Origin of the sequence: Streptomyces sp. Tu 2975 (assembly GCF_009832925.1) — a bacterium.
Taxonomy (GTDB): domain Bacteria; phylum Actinomycetota; class Actinomycetes; order Streptomycetales; family Streptomycetaceae; genus Streptomyces.
In genome coordinates this window covers 1,109,350-1,128,669 of sequence record NZ_CP047140.1, presented here as the reverse complement: position 1 = coordinate 1,128,669, position 19,320 = coordinate 1,109,350, and the positions used below count along the sequence as shown (strand labels likewise).

Annotated in this window: 15 protein-coding genes and 3 pseudogenes; 10 read left to right on the top strand and 8 right to left on the bottom strand. The window is 72.0% G+C overall.

From position 1 onward, the window contains the following. Nucleotides 1–5: 5 nt before the first annotated feature. Nucleotides 6–1,643 (top strand): ABC-F family ATP-binding cassette domain-containing protein, encoded by a 1,638-nt coding sequence (locus tag GLX30_RS04855; protein WP_159683963.1) that lies wholly within the window; start codon nt 6–8, stop codon nt 1,641–1,643. 311 nt (nt 1,644–1,954) lie between these two features. Here the strand turns inward: GLX30_RS04855 and GLX30_RS04850 are convergent, their stop codons facing one another. The 3 genes and pseudogenes from GLX30_RS04850 to GLX30_RS04845 all read right to left on the bottom strand — a co-directional run bounded on the left by GLX30_RS04850 (nt 1,955) and on the right by GLX30_RS04845 (nt 5,543). Beyond that, nucleotides 1,955–4,378: a Tex family protein gene (locus GLX30_RS04850; protein WP_159683961.1), complete on the bottom strand. Its 2,424-nt coding sequence runs from the start codon at nt 4,376–4,378 to the stop codon at nt 1,955–1,957. A gap of 79 nt (nt 4,379–4,457) precedes the next feature. After that, nucleotides 4,458–4,589, bottom strand: a complete 132-nt coding sequence (locus GLX30_RS35845) for an LPFR motif small protein (RefSeq protein ID WP_259372242.1) — start codon at nt 4,587–4,589, stop codon at nt 4,458–4,460. Between the two features lie 91 nt (nt 4,590–4,680). Then, nucleotides 4,681–5,543: pseudogene (locus GLX30_RS04845) on the bottom strand (hypothetical protein). Nucleotides 5,544–5,667: 124 nt separating this feature from the next. Here GLX30_RS04845 and GLX30_RS04840 point away from each other — a divergent pair. Next, nucleotides 5,668–6,675 (top strand): GlxA family transcriptional regulator, encoded by a 1,008-nt coding sequence (locus GLX30_RS04840; RefSeq protein WP_244258009.1) that lies wholly within the window; start codon nt 5,668–5,670, stop codon nt 6,673–6,675. Between the two features lie 19 nt (nt 6,676–6,694). Continuing rightward, on the top strand, nt 6,695–7,336 hold the full coding sequence (locus GLX30_RS04835) for a DJ-1/PfpI family protein (RefSeq protein ID WP_159683957.1): 642 nt from the start codon (nt 6,695–6,697) through the stop codon (nt 7,334–7,336). Between the two features lie 19 nt (nt 7,337–7,355). Here the strand turns inward: GLX30_RS04835 and GLX30_RS04830 are convergent, their stop codons facing one another. After that, nucleotides 7,356–8,126 (bottom strand): enoyl-CoA hydratase-related protein, encoded by a 771-nt coding sequence (locus GLX30_RS04830; protein WP_159683955.1) that lies wholly within the window; start codon nt 8,124–8,126, stop codon nt 7,356–7,358. Nucleotides 8,127–8,208: 82 nt separating this feature from the next. Here GLX30_RS04830 and GLX30_RS04825 point away from each other — a divergent pair, with 82 nt between their 5' ends. Then, entirely contained in the window at nt 8,209–8,892 is a 684-nt protein-coding gene (locus GLX30_RS04825; RefSeq protein ID WP_159683952.1) for an HdeD family acid-resistance protein, read from the top strand. A gap of 133 nt (nt 8,893–9,025) precedes the next feature. Next, entirely contained in the window at nt 9,026–9,502 is a 477-nt protein-coding gene (locus tag GLX30_RS04820; RefSeq protein ID WP_159683950.1) for an ATP-binding protein, read from the top strand. Between the two features lie 30 nt (nt 9,503–9,532). On the opposite strand, the gene idi is transcribed toward GLX30_RS04820, so the two are convergent. The 4 genes and pseudogenes from idi to galE all read right to left on the bottom strand — a co-directional run bounded on the left by idi (nt 9,533) and on the right by galE (nt 13,812). Continuing rightward, nucleotides 9,533–10,126, bottom strand: coding sequence for an isopentenyl-diphosphate Delta-isomerase (idi, locus tag GLX30_RS04815; RefSeq protein WP_159683947.1), 594 nt, complete (start codon nt 10,124–10,126; stop codon nt 9,533–9,535). 156 nt (nt 10,127–10,282) lie between these two features. Continuing rightward, nucleotides 10,283–11,530, bottom strand: coding sequence for a bifunctional class I SAM-dependent methyltransferase/N-acetyltransferase (locus GLX30_RS04810; protein ID WP_159683944.1), 1,248 nt, complete (start codon nt 11,528–11,530; stop codon nt 10,283–10,285). Nucleotides 11,531–11,745: 215 nt separating this feature from the next. After that, nucleotides 11,746–12,686: pseudogene (locus GLX30_RS04805) on the bottom strand (cation diffusion facilitator family transporter). 145 nt (nt 12,687–12,831) lie between these two features. Then, complete coding sequence (gene galE, locus GLX30_RS04800) at nt 12,832–13,812, bottom strand: UDP-glucose 4-epimerase GalE (RefSeq protein WP_159683942.1); 981 nt, start codon at nt 13,810–13,812, stop codon at nt 12,832–12,834. A gap of 258 nt (nt 13,813–14,070) precedes the next feature. Between galE and GLX30_RS04795 the strand changes: the two are divergent. The 5 genes and pseudogenes from GLX30_RS04795 (at nt 14,071) to GLX30_RS04775 (ending at nt 19,302) form a co-directional block, all read left to right on the top strand. Beyond that, nucleotides 14,071–15,881: pseudogene (locus tag GLX30_RS04795) on the top strand (DUF5941 domain-containing protein). Further along, nucleotides 15,878–16,615, top strand: coding sequence for a phosphocholine cytidylyltransferase family protein (locus GLX30_RS04790; RefSeq protein ID WP_159683940.1), 738 nt, complete (start codon nt 15,878–15,880; stop codon nt 16,613–16,615). Before GLX30_RS04795 ends, GLX30_RS04790 begins: the two are co-directional and overlap by 4 nt. Further along, nucleotides 16,603–17,664 carry an iron-containing alcohol dehydrogenase family protein gene (locus GLX30_RS04785; protein WP_159683937.1) on the top strand — a complete coding sequence of 354 codons (1,062 nt, stop codon included), beginning with the start codon at nt 16,603–16,605 and terminating at the stop codon, nt 17,662–17,664. Before GLX30_RS04790 ends, GLX30_RS04785 begins: the two co-directional genes overlap by 13 nt. Continuing rightward, the gene (locus GLX30_RS04780) at nt 17,642–18,421 is read left to right on the top strand and encodes a CDP-alcohol phosphatidyltransferase family protein (protein ID WP_159683935.1); all 780 of its coding nucleotides are present in this window, start codon (nt 17,642–17,644) and stop codon (nt 18,419–18,421) included. Before GLX30_RS04785 ends, GLX30_RS04780 begins: the two co-directional genes overlap by 23 nt. Further along, nucleotides 18,418–19,302 carry a glycosyltransferase gene (locus GLX30_RS04775; RefSeq protein WP_159683933.1) on the top strand — a complete coding sequence of 295 codons (885 nt, stop codon included), beginning with the start codon at nt 18,418–18,420 and terminating at the stop codon, nt 19,300–19,302. Before GLX30_RS04780 ends, GLX30_RS04775 begins: the two co-directional genes overlap by 4 nt. The last annotated feature ends 18 nt before the right edge of the window (nt 19,303–19,320 follow it).

The following is a 19,320-nucleotide window of genomic DNA, read 5'->3' as shown; positions in this document are numbered from 1 at the left end:
CCCTGATGACTGCAACTCTCGTCGCCAAGGACCTCGCCGCCGGACACGGCGACCGCTCGCTCTTCGCCGGGCTCGACCTCGTCGTCGCACCCGGCGACGTGATCGGTCTCGTCGGCGTCAACGGAGCGGGCAAGTCCACCCTGCTGCGTCTGCTCGCCGGACTCGACCGGCCGGAACAGGGCGAGCTGCGGCTCTCCCCGCCGACCGCGACCGTCGGCCACCTCCCGCAGGAGCCCGAGCGCCGCGAGGGGGAGACCGTCCGGGCCTTCCTCGCCCGGCGCACCGGCGTCGCGGCCGCCCAGACCGCCATGGACGCCGCCGCCCAGGGCCTGGCCGACGGCGTCGAGGGAGCGGACGACGCCTACGCCACCGGCCTGGAGCGCTGGCTCGACCTCGGCGGCGCGGACCTGGACGAGCGTGCCGAGGAGGTCGCCGGTTCCCTCGGCCTCACCGTCGACCTCGACCAGCCGATGACGTCCCTGTCGGGCGGCCAGGCCGCGCGCGCGGGTCTCGCCTCCCTGCTGCTGTCCCGCTACGACGTGTTCCTGCTCGACGAGCCGACCAACGACCTCGACCTGAACGGGCTCGAGCGCCTCGAGACCTTCGTCCAGGGACTGAGGGCCGGCACGGTCGTGGTCAGTCACGATCGCGAGTTCCTCACCAGGACCGTCACCAAGGTCCTCGAACTCGACCTCGCTCAGCAGCAGATCACCCTCTACGGCGGCGGCTACCAGGCCTACCTGGACGAGCGCGAGACCGCCCGCCGGCACGCCCGCGAGGAATACGACGAGTACGCCGACAAGCGGGCCGCTCTCGAGGGCCGCGCCCAGATGCAGCGGAACTGGATGGACAAGGGAGTCAAGAACGCCCGTCGCAAGGCCACCGACAACGACAAGATCGGCCGCAAGATGCGGAGCGAGGCGAGCGAGAAGCAGGCCGCCAAGGCACGCCAGACGCAGCGCATGATCGAGCGGCTCGACACGGTGGAGGAGCCCCGCAAGGAGTGGGAGCTGCGGATGGAGATCGCCGCCGCCCCGCGTTCCGGCTCGGTGGTCGCCACCCTTCGCGAGGCAGAGGTGCGGCGCGGCGGCTTCGGGTTCGGCCCGGCGTCGCTGCAGATCGACTGGGCGGACCGCGTGGCCGTCACCGGCGCCAACGGCTCCGGCAAATCGACGCTGCTCGCCGCCCTGCTCGGCCGGCTTCCCCTCGACGCGGGACACGCGTCGCTCGGCTCCGGTGTCGTCGTCGGCGAGGTCGACCAGGCCCGCGGGCTCTTCTACGGCACCGAGACGCTGCTGGACGCGTTCTGCGCGGCCGTCCCCGACACCGAGCCGGCCGAGGTCCGCACACTGCTGGCCAAGTTCGGTCTCAGGGCCGGCCATGTGATGCGCCCGGCGACGACCCTGTCACCGGGCGAACGGACCCGTGCGGCGCTCGCCCTGCTCCAGGGACGTGGCGTGAATCTGCTGGTGCTGGACGAGCCGACCAACCATCTCGACCTGCCCGCCATCGAACAGCTCGAGGCGGCGCTCGACTCGTACAAGGGCACGCTGCTGCTGGTCACCCATGACCGCCGGATGCTGGACGCCGTCCATGTCACCCGCCGGGTCGAGGTGGCCGACGGCAAGGTCACCGAGCTCTGACGACCCGGCCGCCACGACCCGGTCCGCTTCAGAGGGCGCCCGGCCCGGTCCCCCCGACGAGGCGGTCCTGACGCGCTCCCGCCGACACGGCCGCCGCGACGGCGCAGCCGCCCGGCGCTGTGAAAGGGCCCGGTGGGGACGGCCCGGTCACAGGCCCGCGGCTCCGCACCGGACACGGCGGACCGGAAGGCACAGCCGCCCCGAGCGCGACGGACGATGCTGCCCGGTGCTCCGCCGCGGCCGCCGTGAAGCGGCCGCGTGCGGGACGGCGCTCCCGGGGCCGGCGGCGTCGCCCCGGCCCCGAACGCACATCAGCGGTTCTTCGGGTCCACCAGGCCCGCGCGGCGCAGCGCGTCCGCCATCGCGCTGTTCGACGGGGCCGGCGCCTGCCGCGGCGTGCCGGCACCACGGCGGTCACCGCCGTTGCCGCCGCCGCGACGATCCCCGCCGTTGCCGCCACCGGCACCACGGCGTTCGCGGCCGGCGCCGCCACCGCCCTGGCGCTGCTGCGGGGGACGTCCGCCGCGCTCACGCCGGGGCGCACCCGCGTCCGCCGGCTGCGCCGACGCCTCGTCGTCCAGCCGCAGCGTCAACGAGATCCGCTTGCGCGGGATGTCGACGTCGAGCACCTTCACCTTCACCACGTCGCCCGACTTGACCACGTCGTGCGGGTCCTTGACGAAGTTCCGGGACATCGCCGACACATGCACCAGACCGTCCTGGTGGACACCGACGTCCACGAACGCGCCGAACGCGGCGACGTTGGTGACCACGCCCTCCAGGACCATCCCCGCGGTCAGGTCGCCGATCTTCTCGACGCCCTCCTTGAAGGTGGCCGTCCGGAACGCCGGGCGGGGGTCGCGACCGGGCTTCTCCAGCTCCCGCAGGATGTCCGTCACGGTCGGCAGGCCGAAGGACTCGTTCACGAACTCGGCGGGCCGCAGCGACCGCAGCACGGACGTGTTGCCGATCAGGGACGCCACCTCTCCACCGGTCGTCTTCACCATCCGCCGCACCACCGGGTACGCCTCCGGGTGCACGCTGGACGCGTCCAGCGGGTCGTCACCGCCGCGGATGCGCAGGAAGCCCGCGCACTGCTCGTACGCCTTCGGGCCGAGCCGTGCCACGTCCTTGAGCGCTTTGCGGGAACGGAAGGGGCCGTGGGAGTCGCGGTGCGCGACGATGTTCTCCGCCAGTCCGGCGCCGATGCCCGACACCCGTGAAAGCAGCGGCGCGGACGCCGTGTTGACGTCGACACCGACGCCGTTCACACAGTCCTCCACCACCGCGTCCAGCGACCGCGACAGTTTCACCTCGGAGAGATCGTGCTGGTACTGCCCGACGCCGATCGACTTCGGGTCGATCTTGACCAGCTCGGCCAGCGGGTCCTGCAGCCGGCGCGCGATGGAGACGGCACCGCGCAGCGACACGTCCAGACCCGGCAGTTCCTGCGAGGCGAACGCCGACGCGGAGTACACGGAGGCGCCCGCCTCGGACACCATCACCTTGGTGAGGTTCAGTTCGGGATGCCTGGTGATCAGGTCGCCGGCCAGCTTGTCGGTCTCGCGGGAGGCGGTGCCGTTGCCGATGGCCACCAGCTCGACGGCGTGCTCCTTGGCGAGGCGTGCCAGCTTCGCGAGCGACTCGTCCCATTTGTTCGCGGGAACGTGCGGATAGATCGTGTCGGTGGCGACCACCTTGCCGGTCGCGTCGACGACGGCGACCTTCACCCCGGTACGGAAGCCGGGGTCGAGACCGAGGGTGGCGCGGGTGCCCGCGGGGGCGGCGAGCAGCAGGTCGCGCAGGTTGGCCGCGAAGACCCGCACCGCCTCGTCCTCGGCGGCGGTACGCAGCCGCAGCCGCATGTCGATGCCGAGGTGCACCAGGATGCGGGTGCGCCAGGCCCAGCGCACCGTGTCGCCGAGCCACTTGTCGCCGGGCCGTCCGCGCTGCGCGACACCGAAGCGGGCCGCGACGATGCCTTCGTAGGACGAGGGCCCGTCGGTCGGCTCCTCCGGTTCCAGGACCAGGTCGAGGACCTCCTCCTTCTCACCGCGGAACATCGCGAGGATCCGGTGGGAGGGCAGCTCGGTGAAGCCCTCGGAGAAGTCGAAGTAGTCGGCGAACTTGGCGCCCGCCTCCTCCTTGCCGTCCCTGACCTTGGCGGCGAGCCGGCCACGGGTCCACATCCGCTCGCGGAGTTCGCCGATCAGGTCGGCGTCCTCGGAGAAACGCTCCGTCAGGATCGCGCGGGCTCCGTCGAGGGCGGCGGGGGCGTCCGCGACGCCCTTGTCCGCGTCGACGAACGCCGCCGCGGCCGCGAGCGGGTCGACCGACGGGTCGCTCAGCAGGCCCTCGGCCAGCGGCTCGAGTCCCGCCTCACGGGCGATCTGCGCCTTGGTGCGCCGCTTGGGCTTGAACGGCAGGTAGATGTCCTCCAGCCGTGCCTTGGTGTCGGCGGCCCCGATCCGGGCCTCCAGTTCATCCGTGAGCTTGCCCTGCTCGTGCACGGACTCCAGGATCGCGGTCCGGCGTTCCTCCAGCTCCCGGAGATAACGCAGCCGTTCCTCGAGCGTGCGCAGCTGCGCGTCGTCGAGCATCTCGGTCGCTTCCTTGCGGTAGCGAGCGATGAACGGCACGGTCGACCCGCCGTCGAGCAGCTCGACGGCCGCCTTCACCTGCCGCTCGCGTACGCCGAGCTCCTCGGCGATCCTGCCTTCGATGGACGTCGTCACGGTTTCCCGACTCGCCTTCTCGTGCTCGCTGTGCTTGAGAGTGCATTGTGCCGGGTGGCCGGGGGCCGTGTCGCGTGCCTCAGGCGCGCCGTGTCCTGCCGCCGCGCGAGGCTCCGCCGAAGAGCCGGGCCAAGAGTCGGAACGGCAGCGTCACCACCGTGGCGATCGCAGAGCCGACCGTACGAAGTGCGTCCGCAATGGCGCTGAGCACAATTGACCTCCAGAGACGGGGACGTTGGACTACGTCGGGTAGCCGGGATCGCCTCTCCGTAAACGTGCCCGCCCGCCCCCGTCCGGGTGTCTCAGCCCTTGCCCGTGAGGTCCTCGGGGAACGCGCCGGCGAGCGCCGCGGTCGTCAGGAAGCCGCGGCCGAGTTCCGTGAGACGCTCGACGCCCTCCGCGCCCAGGTGCTCGTACGGTGCCCGGTCGAGCCGGTCGGTGTGATCCTCCAGCTCGGTCCGCAGCGCGGAGCCGGCCTCCGTCAACTCGCCCTCCGCATCGATCAGTCCGCGCTCCCGCAGCCGGGACTGCGCGGCCTCCCAGTCGGTCCGTCCCCAGCCGCGGGTGGCGAGGATCCAACGCGGCGCCATGCCCTTGCCCGTGGCGGTGTGGCTCACCAGCGCCTCGAGCGGGTCGAGACCGGCCGCGAGCAGCGCCGCGAGATGCCCGTCGCCGCGGTGCTCCCGCAGCAGGGTCGCCGCGTGCCAGTACGCCAGGTGCGGCTCGTCCGGGACGGGCAGGTCGGCATGGGCCGCGTAGAGCGGACGGGCGTGCCGGGTGCACGCCTCGGCAGCGCGCAGCGCGAGAGCCGCTGCCTCGGCCATCTCGGGGAGGCCACGGCGTCGTCGCCGAGCAGCCGCCGCAGGGTGGTGTCGACGGCGCGCAGCCGCGCCGCGAGCACCGCCTCAGGCGAGGCGGTGTCCCACACGGCCGGCAGATGCTCGGCGATCAGCTCGTGGTTGAAGTTGTAGAACGCGGCGGCCACCGCACCCGGTCCGACCGCGCCCATCGCGGCGCCGCGTCCCGCGAAGTAGGCGGCTCTGGGGTCCTCGACACCCAGCCGCGCGAGCTCGGCGGTGAAGTCGGGGGAGAAGTAGACCGTCGAGTGCAGCGGGTTGAGGGCGTTGTGGCAGCGGCGTCCCGCGCGCGGGTGCAGAGAAGTCATGGCCGCACGTTACCGACTGGTCGGTACGGGTGGAAGTCCGGGACGGGCTGCCCGAGGGCGATGGCAGGAAAGGTGGGGTTCTCGTCATTGCGGACGTGACCCCGCCGCGAGAAGGATGGGGCTCGTGACGGAGCCGACGGCAGAACCGGTGGAGCGGCGGACGACGGGGCGGACGCTGCTCGTCGTCCTCTTCGACGACGTGCAGAGCCTCGATGTGACGGGACCGGTCGAGGTCTTCGAGGGGGCCCGCCGGGCCTGCGGCGACCGGTCCGCGTACCGGATACGTACCGCCTCGCTCGACGGCTCGCCGGTACGGACGTCCAGCGGTCTCACGCTGGTCCCTGACGTGAGCCTCGCCGGCGAGCCCGCGCCCCACACACTCCTCGTCCCCGGCGGCGAGGGCACCCGACGCCCGGATCCGCGCCTGATCGACTGGCTCCGCGACCGGGCGCCGCACGCCGGACGCCTGGTGTCCGTGTGCACCGGCGCGCTCCTGCTGGCGGAGGCCGGGCTGCTCGACGGCCGGCGCGCCACCACCCACTGGGCCGTCTGCGATCATCTCGCCGACGCCTACCCGGAGGTCGAGGTCGACCCCGACCCGATCTTCGTCCGGGACGGCAGGCTCTCCACCTCCGCGGGCGTCACGGCGGGCATCGACCTGGCGCTGGCGCTGGTGGAGGAGGACCTCGGACGGGACGTCGCCCTCACCGTGGCCCGCCATCTGGTCGTCTTCCTGCGGCGTCCTGGCAACCAGTCGCAGTTCAGCGCCCAGCTCGCGGCCCAGACCGCGCGCCGCGAACCGCTGCGGTCCGTGCAGCACTGGGTCACCCAGCACCCCGAGGCCGACCTCTGCGTCGAGTCGCTCGCGAACCGCGCGGGCCTGTCGCCCCGGCACTTCGCCCGCGCCTTCCAGGCCGAGACGGGCACGACACCCGGCCGCTACGTGGAACGAGTGCGCCTCGAGCACGCCAGAAGGCTCCTCGAGGACACCGCCGACGGAGTCACGAAGATCTCCCGCGCCTGCGGATACGGAACCCCGGAGGCGATGCGGAGGGCCTTCGTGAAGGCCCTCGGCGTGGCCCCGGCGGAGTACCGCCGCCGCTTCCGCGGCCCCGCACGACCCACCCGTTGAACCCTACGAAGGGAAACCCGTGCCCACGCAGATCGCCGTCCTGCTCTTCGACCGTTTCACGGCACTGGACGCCGTCGGCCCCTACGAGATGCTCTGCCGCCTCCCGGACGCCGACGTCGTCTTCGTCGCCGAACGCACGGGTCCCGTGGCGAACGACCGCGACGAGCTTTCACTCGTCGCCACCAGGACCCTCGACGAGGTGACGGCGCCGGACATCGTCCTCGTCCCGGGCGGCCCCGGCCAGGACGCCCAGATGCGGAACGAGACCCTGCTGGACTGGCTGCGCGCCGTCGACGCCGCCACCACCTGGACCACCTCGGTGTGTACGGGCTCGCTGCTGCTCGCCGCGGCCGGACTGCTGAAGGGCCGTGAGGCGACCTCCCACTGGCTCGCGCTGGAACAGCTGGAGGTCCTGGGCGCCAGGCCGACCGGCCGCCGGGTCGTGACGGACGGCAAGTACGTCACGGCCGCCGGCGTCTCCTCGGGCATCGACATGGGGCTCACCCTGGTCGGCAGGCTGGCCGGTGACGAGCACGCCCGGGCCGTGCAGCTGCTGACCGAGTACGACCCGCAGCCGCCCTACGACGCCGGCTCGCCGCTGAAGGCCCCCGCGCACCTGGTCGAGGAGTTCCGCACCAAGAGCCGCTTCGTCCTCCGGTAGGCAGGCGCCGCAACCGGCGTCAGCCGGCTCCCGGCGTCCATGAGAAGCGCGGCGTACGCCGCTCGAGGAAGGCGGCGACCCCCTCCGCGGTGTCGCCGCTGCCGCGCGCCTGCTCCGCCCAGTAAGCGTCCCGGTCCGTACGGCCGGCGGCGAACTCCTTGGCCGCGCACTGTGTGAGCTGCGAGCGCGCCACCAGGATCCTGGTGAACTCCGCCGCCCGTCGGCCCAGTTCGTCCCCCGGCAGCACCTCGTCGACGAGCCCGGTCAGCAGCGCCCGCTCCGTGTCGATCAACTCACCGGAGAACAGGAGGTACTTGGCCGCGGCCGGACCCACCAGCGTGGCGAGCCGGCGCGTCGAACCCGCCGGGTACACGATGCCCAGCTTGGCCGGGGTGACCCCGAACAGCGAGTCGCGTTCGGCGAAGCGCAGGTCGCAGGCGGCGGCGAGCTGACAGCCACCGCCCACGCAGTAGCCGCGCACCACCGCGAGCGTCGGCTTGGGGAACGCCGCGAGAGCCTCCTCGGCATGCACCGCCAGCGCCTGCGGGTCCTCGCCGGGCAGCCGCAGCGATGAGATGTCCGCCCCCGCGCAGAACGTCCCGCCTTCGCCGGTGAGCACCAGCGCCCGTACGGCCGGGTCCGCCGCCAGCTTCCCGAGCAGCTCCGGCAGCGCCCGCCACATGTCCGCGGTCATGGCGTTGCGCTTGGCGGGATTGCTGATCACGACGGTGGCGACACCGTCCGCGACGGTGTGCCTGAGCCGGGGCGGATGCGTGTTCGGGGACTCCATGCGCCGGATGCTATCCGGCAGGCCCGAACCTATGATCAAGAAGGGGTGCCGCTGACACGGGGGTACGCGAAGGAGGCGCCTGATGGCCCGCACCGCCCACGACGAGAAGGATCACCGCCGCCGGGAGAAGAGCCTGCGCCGAGGTTTCGGCAGGCTGGCCGCACTCGGCGCGATCCTGGCCGCGGGCGGTCTGGTCGGCCTGGTCTACACGGGCGTCGCGACCCTCACCTCGATGCTGCTGTTCGGCTGGCTGCTGCTGATCTGCGGGATCGTCGGCCTGCTCCACGCGGTCGAGTCGCGCGGCAGCAACTTCTTCTGGCTGGCCGTCGTGGTCGCCGCGCTGAACATCGCGGCCGGCGCGATCGTCATCCGCCATCCGGAGACAGCGGCGGCGGGGCTCACCATGTTCGCCGCCCTGCTGTTCCTGACCGGGGGACTCTTCCGGCTGGTGGGCAGCATGGTGGTCCGCGGCCCGCAGTTCGGCTGGACCTTGGTGCAGGGGGCCTTCGGCATCCTGCTGGGTGTGCTGGTGCTGGCCGACTGGCCGGACAGCAGCCGGTACGTCCTCGGCACCTTCTTCTCGCTGGCGCTGCTCTTCGACGGTCTGGGGCTGATCGCGATGGGGGTCGGCGGCCGGCGCGTCGTCGACATGGTCACGGAGCCGGGGCAGGGACCGCGGGAGAACCGGGAAAACGCTGATAAGAGTGCTGAAACGATCGATCCGAGGAAGCGGGCAGAAGGTGGTTCCGACCAGTCACACAACTGACGCTGTCATACGCACCCGGTCAAAACGCGTCGATCGGCGTTCACTTCCGATCAGTGGTACGGCACGGACCAACTGACTACCAACACTTGCTACCCGAAGGTCAGTGGGACGAGCCGAAGGTGGGTGCCGGACTATGGAGAGCCGCGGGAGCGTGCCGGCCCGGCCGCTGTCGTACGAGGGCGTCTGGCGGTTCACCGCTCCCGCACTCGACGTGTCCGTCCCGCAGGCCCGGCACGCCGTGCGGGACCTGCTCGCCCGCCAGGGCGTCCCGGTCGCCGACGACGTGGTGCAGGGCCTGCTGCTGATCGTGTCGGAGCTGGTCACCAACACCGTGCGGCACGCCGCTCTGCTCTCGCCGGAGGTCGCCGTCGAGGTCGCCATCGGCACGCACTGGGTGCGGGTCTCGGTCGAGGACAACCATCCCTACCGTCCCAAGGCTCTCGAGACCGACGCCGCGCAGACGGGTGGCAGAGGACTGCTGCTGGTCCGCGAGATCACCCGGGAGGCCGGCGGTATCTGCGACGTCGAGCACACCGCGAGCGGCGGAAAGATCATCTGGGCGGAGCTGCCGCTGGCGCATCGGTTCCAGGACGGCGCGGCGCCCGTATGAGGCGCCGCGCCGTGGAGCGGACGGCGCCTCTCACCAGCCTCCGGCCGGCCCCGTCAGCTCCCTGACCGCGGGCCTGGCCGCGTCCAGCACCGTCATGAACCAGGCGGAGAACGTCGCCCGGCCGTGCAGCTCGGTCAGCTCGTCCGGCGTCACGAAAGCCGTCTCGCTGATCTCCTCCGGGTCCGGCAGCACCGGCTTCTGCACCATCCCGACGAAAAGGTGGTTGTACTCCTGCTCGACCAGCCCGGACTCCGGGTCCGGGTGGTTGTAGCGGACCGTGCCGGCCTCGGCGAGCAGCGAGGGGGAGACTCCCAGCTCCTCGTAGGTGCGCCGGGCGGCCGCCGCGAACGGGGACTCACCCGGGTACGGGTGGCCGCAGCAGGTGTTCGACCAGACACCGGGGGAGTGGTACTTGCCCAACGCACGGCGCTGCAGCAGCAGTCGCCCCTGCTCGTCGAAGAGGAACACCGAGAACGCACGGTGCAACTGACCGGGCGCCTGATGGGCGGAGAGCTTCTCCGCCGTACCGATGGTGTTGCCCTCCTCGTCGACCAGCTCGAGCAGGATCGCTGGTGATGTGCCGTTCGACGAACTGGTCGCCGCGGTGGCTGGTGTGATCGGCATAACCGTCCTTCGCATCGGTCCTCGGCCCTGCGGTCCTTCCGGAGGAAGGCCCCTGGGCCCCGCTCAGTCTGCCGTACAAAAGCGGCTTGTCCGTACTTCGGTGGCCGCCTGGCATGTCCGCCCCGCCCCGGAAGGCGGGGCGGGGCGGACAGCCGGTCAGACGCCGAACGCCGCCGGATAGCGGACCGTTCCCTTCGGCACGTCCTCGCAGCCGTCGAGCGCCAGCACCATCAGGGCCTCCTCCGGTACCTCGAAAGATGTCCTGATCCCGTGCTTCGCCGCGACCTCGAAGCCGAACCGCGGGTAGTACCCGGGATGCCCGAGGACGACGACCGGCCCCTCACCCCGTGACCTCGCAGCGTCGAGCACCGCCCGTACGACCGCCGTTCCCGCGCCCTGCCGCTGGTGGCGGGGCGAGGTCGCGACCGGCGCCAGGGCGAGCGCGGGAGTGCCGCCGATCCGGCACCGGGTGAGCAGCGCGTACGCGGCGACCGAACCGTCCTCGGCCTCCGCCACGTACGACAGCCCCGGCAGCCACGCCTCGGCGTCCAAGCGGAGCGAGTCCACGAGGGCGGACTCCTCGGGGGTGGGGAACGCGGCGGCGTTGACCGCGCGTACGGCCGGGATGTCGGCCGCCGTCTCCGGACGGGTGCGCCACCGGGGATCGGCGGGGCGGAGCACGTAGCCGGTGTAGCCGAACTCGGTGCCGTGGTCCCTGCGCATGGCGATCTCCGCGCGGGTGGCGGCCAGCGCCTCGGGCATGCCCGGCGCGCCAGGGTCCGCGGCGTCGGCCCGCTCGCCCAGCGGGCCGTAGTACTCGTCCCAGTCGCTCTCGGGCTGCCGGTACAGCCCGAGCACCGTGTAGCCGGCCGCGACGGCCGCAGAGCAGTTGTCGGCCGTGCCACGCAACGGGTAGTGCGTTTCCCAGAAGGCCCGGGCCTCCGAGGAGGGGGCGGGCGACGTCCACTCGCACTCGGTCATGACCAGGCTGCCGCCGGGGGAGAGCAGCCGCCGCCACTTCTCGAGCGCGGTGTCGAAACCGATGCTGTAGGCGGAGCTCTCCGCCCAGACGAGGTCGAACGACCCGTCGGGGAAGGGGAGCTCGCCCATATCGGCGTTGACGGTGACGATCGTGTCACCCACGCCGCGCGACACGGCGCTGTGCCGCAGTTCGTCCAGGAACGGCTGGTGCAGATCGACAGCGGTCACCAGTGCGCCGGCCCGCTCCGCCAGCAGCAGGGCGGAGCGGCCGGGACCGCAGCCGAGGTCGAGCACGCGCGGCCGGGCGGGCAGCGGTCCCACCGCCGCGAGCAGCCGCAAAGAGGTGTCGTCGGAACCGGGACCCTGTCGCGGAAGACCGTGGTGCAGGGCGAAGAAAGCGTCGTGCAAAGCGTTGTCGGACAACGTGGAAACCCTTGTTCACGGGGCTCCGGCCGACGTGCGCGATCGGGCCGGTGGATACCGGCCGGGATCGGATCAGGGTCGGACGGACGCCCGGAGGATGAGGAAGGACCGGGCGCTGCGCTGAGCAGCCTCCGCTACGACGGTCATCAACCTCAGCTCCTCTCAAGAGTCGTGGACGCCTGCGTCCGCGGAAACCCTAGCAGGGGCGGTCCCGTTCAGTGGCAGAGTCTCGCCTCGTGCTCGGCGTGCCCGACCGGCTCCAGCTGGAAGGTGCAGTGCTCGACGTCGAAGTGCTCCCCGAGGCAGCCCTGGAGGTCGTGCAGCATCTTCTCGTGACCCACCGAGTCCAGCGCGTCCTGGCTGACGACGACGTGCGCGGAGAGCACCGGCATCCCGGACGTGATCGTCCAGGCGTGCAGGTCGTGGACGTCCGCCACGCCGGGCAGGGCCAGCATGTGTGCGCGTACCTCCTCCATGTCGACGCCCTCGGGGCCGACTCCAGCAGCACGTTCAGCGTCTCCCGCAGCAGCCGCACCGTGCGCGGCACGATCATCACGCCGATGGCCAGGGAGGCGATCGGGTCGGCGTACTGCCAGCCGGTGGCCAGGATGATGCCCGCGGACACCAGGACCGTCACCGAGCCGAGCGCGTCCGCCATCACCTCGAGATAGGCGCCGCGGACGTTGATGCTCTCCTTCTGGCCCCGCATCAGAAGCATCAGCGAGACCATGTTGGCCGCCAGGCCGACGACGGCGAAGACGACGGTCAGGCCGCCCCGGGTCTCCGCCGGCTCGATGAACCGCTGCACCGCCTCCACGAGCAGGAAACCGCCGACGCCGAGCAGCAGCAGACAGTTGGCGAGCGCCGCGAGGATCTCGGCACGGGCGAATCCGAACGTGCGGTTCGCTCCGGCCGGCCGGTTGGCGAAGTGGATCGCGAGAAGGGCCATCCCGAGGCCCACCGCGTCCGTCGCCATGTGGGCGGCGTCGGCAAGCAGGGCCAGCGAGCCGGACAGCAGTCCGCCGGCGATCTCCAGCACCGTCACGCCGAGCGTGATGGCGAGCGCGACCCGCAGCCGGCTCCGGTAGGCGGCGGCCGCGGTGCCTGTGGGCGGCGGGCCGCCGTGAGTGTGCCCGTGGTCGTGCCCTGCCCCCATGTCGATGCCCTTCGCTCTGGTGCCCGTCGATCGGCCGAGGCTTAGTCAACTACGGGTGGGGGGTATCGGGCAACACGACACTGAACACGGTTGTCATATGCCTTGACCTGCGAAAATGCTTGCAGGTCAGGACTTGCCCGGAAGATCAGTGCGGTGCTGCCTCGGGGTGTCTGGCCAGCCAGCCGGCCCATGCGGACGCGACCATGTCACGGACCCCGTGCGAGGCGGACCAGCCGAGCTCCTTGCCGATCAGCTCGACGGACGCGACCGCCGTCGCGGGATCCCCCGGGCGGCGCGGCTCCACCACCGGATCGACACGGTGGCCGGTGACCTCGCTCACCAGAGAGGCGAGCTCCCGGACCGAGACGCCGACCCCGCGACCGACGTTGACGGTGAGATCTCCGCCGTCCCGCCCGGCCGGCCGCCGCGCCACCGCGAGGTGTGCGTCGGCAAGATCGGCGACATGGATGTAGTCGCGGACGCAGGTCCCGTCCGGGGTCGGATAGTCCGCGCCGAAGATCCGCGGGGCCTCCTGGCGGGTGATCCGGTCGAAGAACATCGGGATGATGTTGAACACCCCGACGTCCGCCAGCTCGGGGACGGCCGCGCCCGCGACGTTGAAGTAGCGCAGGCACGCGGTCGACAGACCGTGGGCGCGGCCGGCCGCCCGCACCAGCCACTCGCCCGTGAGCTTCGTCTCCCCGTACGGATTGATCGGCCGGCACGCCTCCGACTCGGCGACGAGTCCGCTGTCCGGCACCCCGTACACGGCGGCGGAGGAGGAGAACAGGAAGCGCCGTACCCCGGCCGCCACCACCGCCTCCAGCAGCACCGTCAGCCCGTGCACGTTCTCCCGGTAGTACCTGAGCGGCTGCTCCACGGACTCGCCGACCTGCTTCTTGGCGGCGAGGTGCACCACGCCCGTGACCGCGTGCTCGGCGAGTGTGCGCTCCACCACGTCCCGGTCGAGCACGGACCCGCGCACCAGCGGCACACCGGCCGGCAACCGCTCGGGAAACCCGGAGGACAGGTCGTCGAGCACGACGACCCCTTCGCCGGCCGCCGTCATGGCGTGCACGACATGCGCCCCGATGTACCCCGCTCCACCTGTGATCAGCCACGTCATGACGGCCACCCTAGGGTGCGCACGCCCCACCCCGGCCGGTCCCGGCCTTCCCCGCCGGGCTTCCGAGCGATGTTCAGGGCCGCGGTTTGGAGGGCGGGGCATGGATCGACAATGATGATCTCGGCGGGCCGCCAGGGCGTAAACGGCCGGTGAACTCCCGCTTCCGTACATCCGATAGCCTCTGCCGACGTGCCGCCGCCCGTGCGCCGGGCCGAGCCGCCGTGGACCAGCACCGTCAGCGCCAAGGAGTGAGTTCGTCTGTCGACCGCCATCCTCACCGGTCCGCCGGTACCCGGGTCGTCGCTCGAGGGCGATCTGCGGTCGCTGGGCTTCGACGTGCGGGTCGCCAACGGCCCTGAGCACACCGCCGCCCTGATCGAGGCCGTGCCCGGTAGCGAGAGGGTCGCCGTGGTCGACCCGCGCTTCGTGGGTCATGTGCACGCCCTGCGGCTGGCGCTGACCGACCCGCGCTTCCCCACCGCCGCCGTCACCGGCGCACTCACCGCCCAGCCGGCCGGACGCGCCGCGCTGACCGGTGCCGTGCGCGCCGTCTCCGCCACCGTGCCGGCCGGCGCGGGAGCCGTCGCCGGCGACGGCGTCGTCGACGGTGTGACCGCCGAGCTCGAGGGCCGGGGCGTGTCCGTCCATCACCCCGAGCTCGGTTCGCTGGTCGCCGCCGTGCCCTCCGACGTGGAGGAGCGGCACCGGACGCGCGCCGCCGTCGAAGCGGTGGACGACGAGGCGGTGCGCCTTCGCTCCGCCGTCAAGGCGCGCGACGGCTTCTTCACCACCTTCTGCATCAGCCCCTACTCCCGCTACCTCGCGCGCTGGTGCGCCCGCCGGGGACTGACGCCGAACCACGTCACCACCGCGTCGCTGCTCACCGCGCTCGTGGCGGCCGGCTGCGCGGCCACCGGCACCCGCGCCGGCTACATCGCCGCGGGCCTGCTGCTGCTCTTCTCCTTCGTCCTGGACTGCACCGACGGGCAGCTCGCCCGCTACTCCCTGCAGTACTCGACGCTCGGCGCCTGGCTCGACGCGACCTTCGACCGGGCCAAGGAGTACGCCTACTACGCCGGACTCGCCCTCGGCGCCGCCCGCGGCGGCGACGACGTTTGGGCGCTCGCCCTCGGCGCGATGGTGCTCCAGACCTGCCGGCACGTCGTCGACTTCTCCTTCAACGAGGCGAACCACGACGCGACGGCCAACACGAGTCCCACGGCCGCCCTGTCCGACAAGCTCGACAGCGTGGGCTGGACGGTCTGGCTGCGCCGGATGATAGTTCTGCCGATCGGCGAACGCTGGGCGATGATCGCCGTGCTGACCGCCGTGGCCACCCCGCGCATCGTCTTCTACGCCCTGCTCGTCGGCTGCTCCCTCGCCGCCTGCTACACCACCGCCGGCCGGGTGCTGCGTTCACTGACCCGCAAGGCGCACCGCACGGACCGTGCCGCCCGGGCGCTCGCCGACCTCGCGGACTCCGGGCCGGCGGCAGAGGCCGTGGCCCGCGCCACCGCTCGCGCGGCACGGAAGCTGCCGGGCATCGCGCCGCTCGCGTCGGCCGCCGTGGGCGCGGCCGTGCTGCCGGCCACCGCCGCGTTCACCGGATTCGGCAGCGCTTGGACGCTGGTCGCCGCCCTCGTGTACGCCGCCACCTCGGGGCTCGCCGTCGCCCGGCCCCTCAAGGGCGCCCTCGACTGGCTCGTCCCCCCGTCTTCCGGGCCGCCGAGTACGGCACGATCCTGCTCCTCGCCGCCCACGCGGAGGTGAACGGGGCATTGCCCGCCGCTTTCGGGCTGGTAGCGGCTGTCGCCTACCATCACTACGACACGGTGTACCGCATCCGCGGTGGCACGGGCGCGCCGCCGCACTGGCTGGTCCTGGCGATCGGCGGGCACGAGGGGCGGGTCCTGGCAGTCGCTGTGCTCGCCTTCCTGCTGCCCGCGGACATCACCGTCGCGCTGACGGTCCTCGCTGTGGCCGTGGCGGTCCTGGTGCTGGCCGAGAGCATCCGCTTCTGGGTGTCCTCGCAGGCACCCGCAGTACATGACGAAGGAGAACCCGCATGATCGGCCTCGTACTGGCAGCCGGTGCCGGACGGCGTCTTCGCCCCTACACCGACACGCTTCCGAAGGCCCTCGTGCCGGTGGACGGGGAGACCACGGTCCTCGACCTGACGCTGGGCAACTTCGCGGAGATCGGGCTCGCGGAGGCCGCGATCGTCGTCGGCTACCGCAAGGAGGCCGTGTACGAGCGCAAGGCGGCGCTCGAGGCGAAGTACGGCGTGAAGCTCACCCTCGTCGACAACGACAAGGCGGAGGAGTGGAACAACGCCTACTCCCTGTGGTGTGCCCGTGACGTCCTCGCCGAGGGCGTGATCCTCGCCAACGGCGACACCGTTCACCCCGTCTCGGTCGAGAAGACCCTGCTCGCCGCCCGTGGCGACGGCCGGAGGATCATCCTCGCTCTCGACACGGTGAAGCAGCTCGCCGACGAGGAGATGAAGGTCATCACCGAGGGCGACAAGGGCGTCCGGCGGATCACCAAGCTCATGGACCCGGCCACCGCCACCGGCGAGTACATCGGCGTCACGCTCATCGAGCCGGAGGCCGCCGCGGACCTCGCGGACGCGCTGAGGACGACGTTCGAGCGGGACCCCGACCTGTACTACGAGGACGGCTACCAGGAGCTCGTGAACCGCGGCTTCACCATCGACGTGGCTCCCATCGGCGACGTCAAGTGGGTCGAGATCGACAACCACGACGACCTCGCGAAGGGCCGTGGGATCGCGTGCCAGTACTGACCCGGCTCATCCCGTCCCCGGTCGTCGTCGACATCCATCGCGGCGCGCTGGACGACCTGGCCGGGCTCCTCGCCGACCAGCGGATCTCCGCGTCCGGCCGGCTCGCCTTCGCGATCAGTGACGGATCCGGCCAGAAGCTGCGCGAGAGGCTCGCCCCGGCGCTGCCCGGCGCGGACTGGTACGACGTCTGCGGGGGCACCATCGACGCCGCGGTGAAGCTGGCCGACGACATCAGGGGCAAGCGGTACGACGCGGTTGTCGGCCTCGGCGGCGGCAAGATCATCGACGTGGCGAAGTACGCCGCGGCGCGCGTCGGCCTGCCGCTCGTCGCCGTCGCGACGAACCTCTCGCACGACGGCCTCTGCTCGCCCGTCTCCACGCTCGACAACGACAACGGCCGCGGCTCCTACGGCGTCCCGACGCCCATCGCCATGGTCATCGACCTCGATGTGATCCGCGAGGCGCCCGTCCGCTTCGTCCGCTCCGGCATCGGCGACGCGATCTCCAACATCTCGGCGATCGCCGACTGGGAGCTCTCGCACCGCGTCACCGGCGAGAAGGTCGACGGCCTGGCCGCCGCCATGGGCCGCACCGCGGGCGAGTCCGTGCTGCGCCACCCCGGCGGCGTCGGCGACGACGAGTTCCTCACCGTCCTCGCAGAGGCCCTGGTGCTGTCCGGGATCGCCATGTCGATCAGCGGCGACTCCCGGCCCTCCTCCGGCGCCTGCCACGAGATCAGCCACGCCTTCGACCTGCTCTTTCCCAAGCGGGCCGCCAGCCACGGCGAGCAGTGCGGACTGGGAGCCGCCTTCGCGATGCACCTGCGCGGTGCGAGCGAGCAGGCGGGCCTGTTCGCCGAGGTGCTGCGCCGGCACGGCCTGCCCGTACTCCCGCAGGAGATCGGCTTCTCCCCGGACGAGTTCGTGCGCGCCGTCGAGTACGCGCCGCAGACCCGGCCGGGCCGCTTCACCATCCTCGAGCACCTCGACCTCAACCACGACCAGATCAGGGACGCGTACGCCGACTATGCCAAGACCATCAGTAGCTGAACTCCGCCCGGTCGTTCACCCCGCGGGTGTGAAGGACCGGCGCAGCGGTGAGCACTGGGGCGGCCGCCTCTACATGCGAGAGATCTCCCTGCGCATCACCCGCCTCCTCGTCACCACCAAGGTCACGCCCAACCAGCTGACCTACGTGATGACCCTCGCCGGTGTCCTCGCCGCTCCCGCCCTGCTCGTGCCGGGCATATGGGGGGCCGTCCTCGGCGTCGTGGCGGTCCAGCTCTATCTGCTGCTCGACTGCGTCGACGGCGAGGTGGCCCGCTGGAAGAAGCAGTTCTCGCTGTCCGGCGTGTACCTGGACCGGGTCGGCGCCTACCTGTGCGACGCGGCGGTCCTGGTCGGTTTCGGCCTGCGCGCCGCGGACCTGTGGGGCAGCGGCCGGACCGACTGGCTGTGGGCCTTCCTCGGCACCCTCGCCGCACTCGGCGCGATCCTGATCAAGGCCGAGACCGACCTGGTGGGCGTCGCCCGCCACCAGGGCGGCCTGCCGCCGGTCAAGGAGGCGGCCGCCGAGCCGCGCTCCTCCGGCATGGCGCTCGCCCGCCGGGCCGCCGCCGCGCTGAAGTTCCACCGGCTGGTCCTCGGCATCGAGGCGTCCCTGCTCATCCTGGTGCTGGCCGTCCTCGACGAGGTCCGGGGCGACCTGTTCTTCTCCCGCCTCGGCGTCGCGGTGCTGGCCGGCATCGCGCTGCTCCAGACGCTGCTCCACCTCGTGTCCGTCCTCGCTTCGAGCAGGCTGAAGTGAGCGCCCCACTGAAGCTCGGCGCCGTCGTGATCACGATGGGGACCCGGCCCGACGAACTGCGCGCACTCCTCGACTCGGTCGCCAAGCAGGACGGCGACCCGATCGAGGTGGTCGTGGTCGGCAACGGCGCTCCCGTGGTGGACGTGCCCGCGGGTGTGCGCACGATCGACCTGCCGGAGAACCTCGGGATCCCCGGCGGCCGCAACGTCGGCATCGAGGCATTCGGACCCGGCGGCTCGGACGTCGACGTCCTGCTCTTCCTGGACGACGACGGACTGCTCCCCGACGCGGGCACCGCCCAGCTGGTCCGGGAGGCCTTCGACGCGGACCCCGGCCTGGGTATCGTCAGCTTCCGCATCGCCGATCCCGAGACCGGGCTCACCCAGCGCCGCCACGTCCCGAGGCTGCGCGCTTCCGACCCCATGCGCTCCTCGCGGGTCACCACCTTCCTCGGTGGGGCGAACGCCGTGCGCACGAAGGTGCTGGAGGAGGTCGGCGGGCTTCCCGACGAGTTCTTCTACGCCCACGAGGAGACGGATCTCGCCTGGCGCGCTCTGGACGCGGGCTGGTCCATCGAGTACCGCGCGGACATGGTGCTCCTTCACCCGACCATGCCCCCCTCCCGGCACGCGGTCTACCACCGGATGGTGGCCCGCAACCGGGTGTGGGTGGCGCGGCGGAACCTGCCCCTGCCGCTGGTGCCCGTCTACGTGGGGGTGTGGGTGCTCCTCACCCTCCTGCGGCGCCCGACGCTGCCGGCGCTCAAGGCGTGGTTCGGCGGTTTCCGGGAGGGATGGCGCACCCCCTGTGGACCGCGCCGCCCGATGAAGTGGCGTACGGTGTGGCGTCTCACCAGGCTGGGCCGACCTCCTGTCATCTGACAAGCTCGGTTCTGAGAG

Bases quoted from the DNA above. Each gene is read 5' to 3' on its own strand.
- galE (WP_159683942.1), bottom strand. From the start codon at position 13,812: ATGACGTGGCTGATCACAGGTGGAGCGGGGTACATCGGGGCGCATGTC.
- GLX30_RS04820 (WP_159683950.1), top strand. From the start codon at position 9,026: ATGGAGAGCCGCGGGAGCGTGCCGGCCCGGCCGCTGTCGTACGAGGGC.
- GLX30_RS04830 (WP_159683955.1), bottom strand. From the start codon at position 8,126: ATGGAGTCCCCGAACACGCATCCGCCCCGGCTCAGGCACACCGTCGCG.
- idi (WP_159683947.1), bottom strand. From the start codon at position 10,126: ATGCCGATCACACCAGCCACCGCGGCGACCAGTTCGTCGAACGGCACA.
- GLX30_RS04825 (WP_159683952.1), top strand. From the start codon at position 8,209: ATGGCCCGCACCGCCCACGACGAGAAGGATCACCGCCGCCGGGAGAAG.
- GLX30_RS04855 (WP_159683963.1), top strand. From the start codon at position 6: ATGACTGCAACTCTCGTCGCCAAGGACCTCGCCGCCGGACACGGCGAC.
- GLX30_RS04780 (WP_159683935.1), top strand. From the start codon at position 17,642: ATGCCAAGACCATCAGTAGCTGAACTCCGCCCGGTCGTTCACCCCGCG.
- GLX30_RS04790 (WP_159683940.1), top strand. From the start codon at position 15,878: ATGATCGGCCTCGTACTGGCAGCCGGTGCCGGACGGCGTCTTCGCCCC.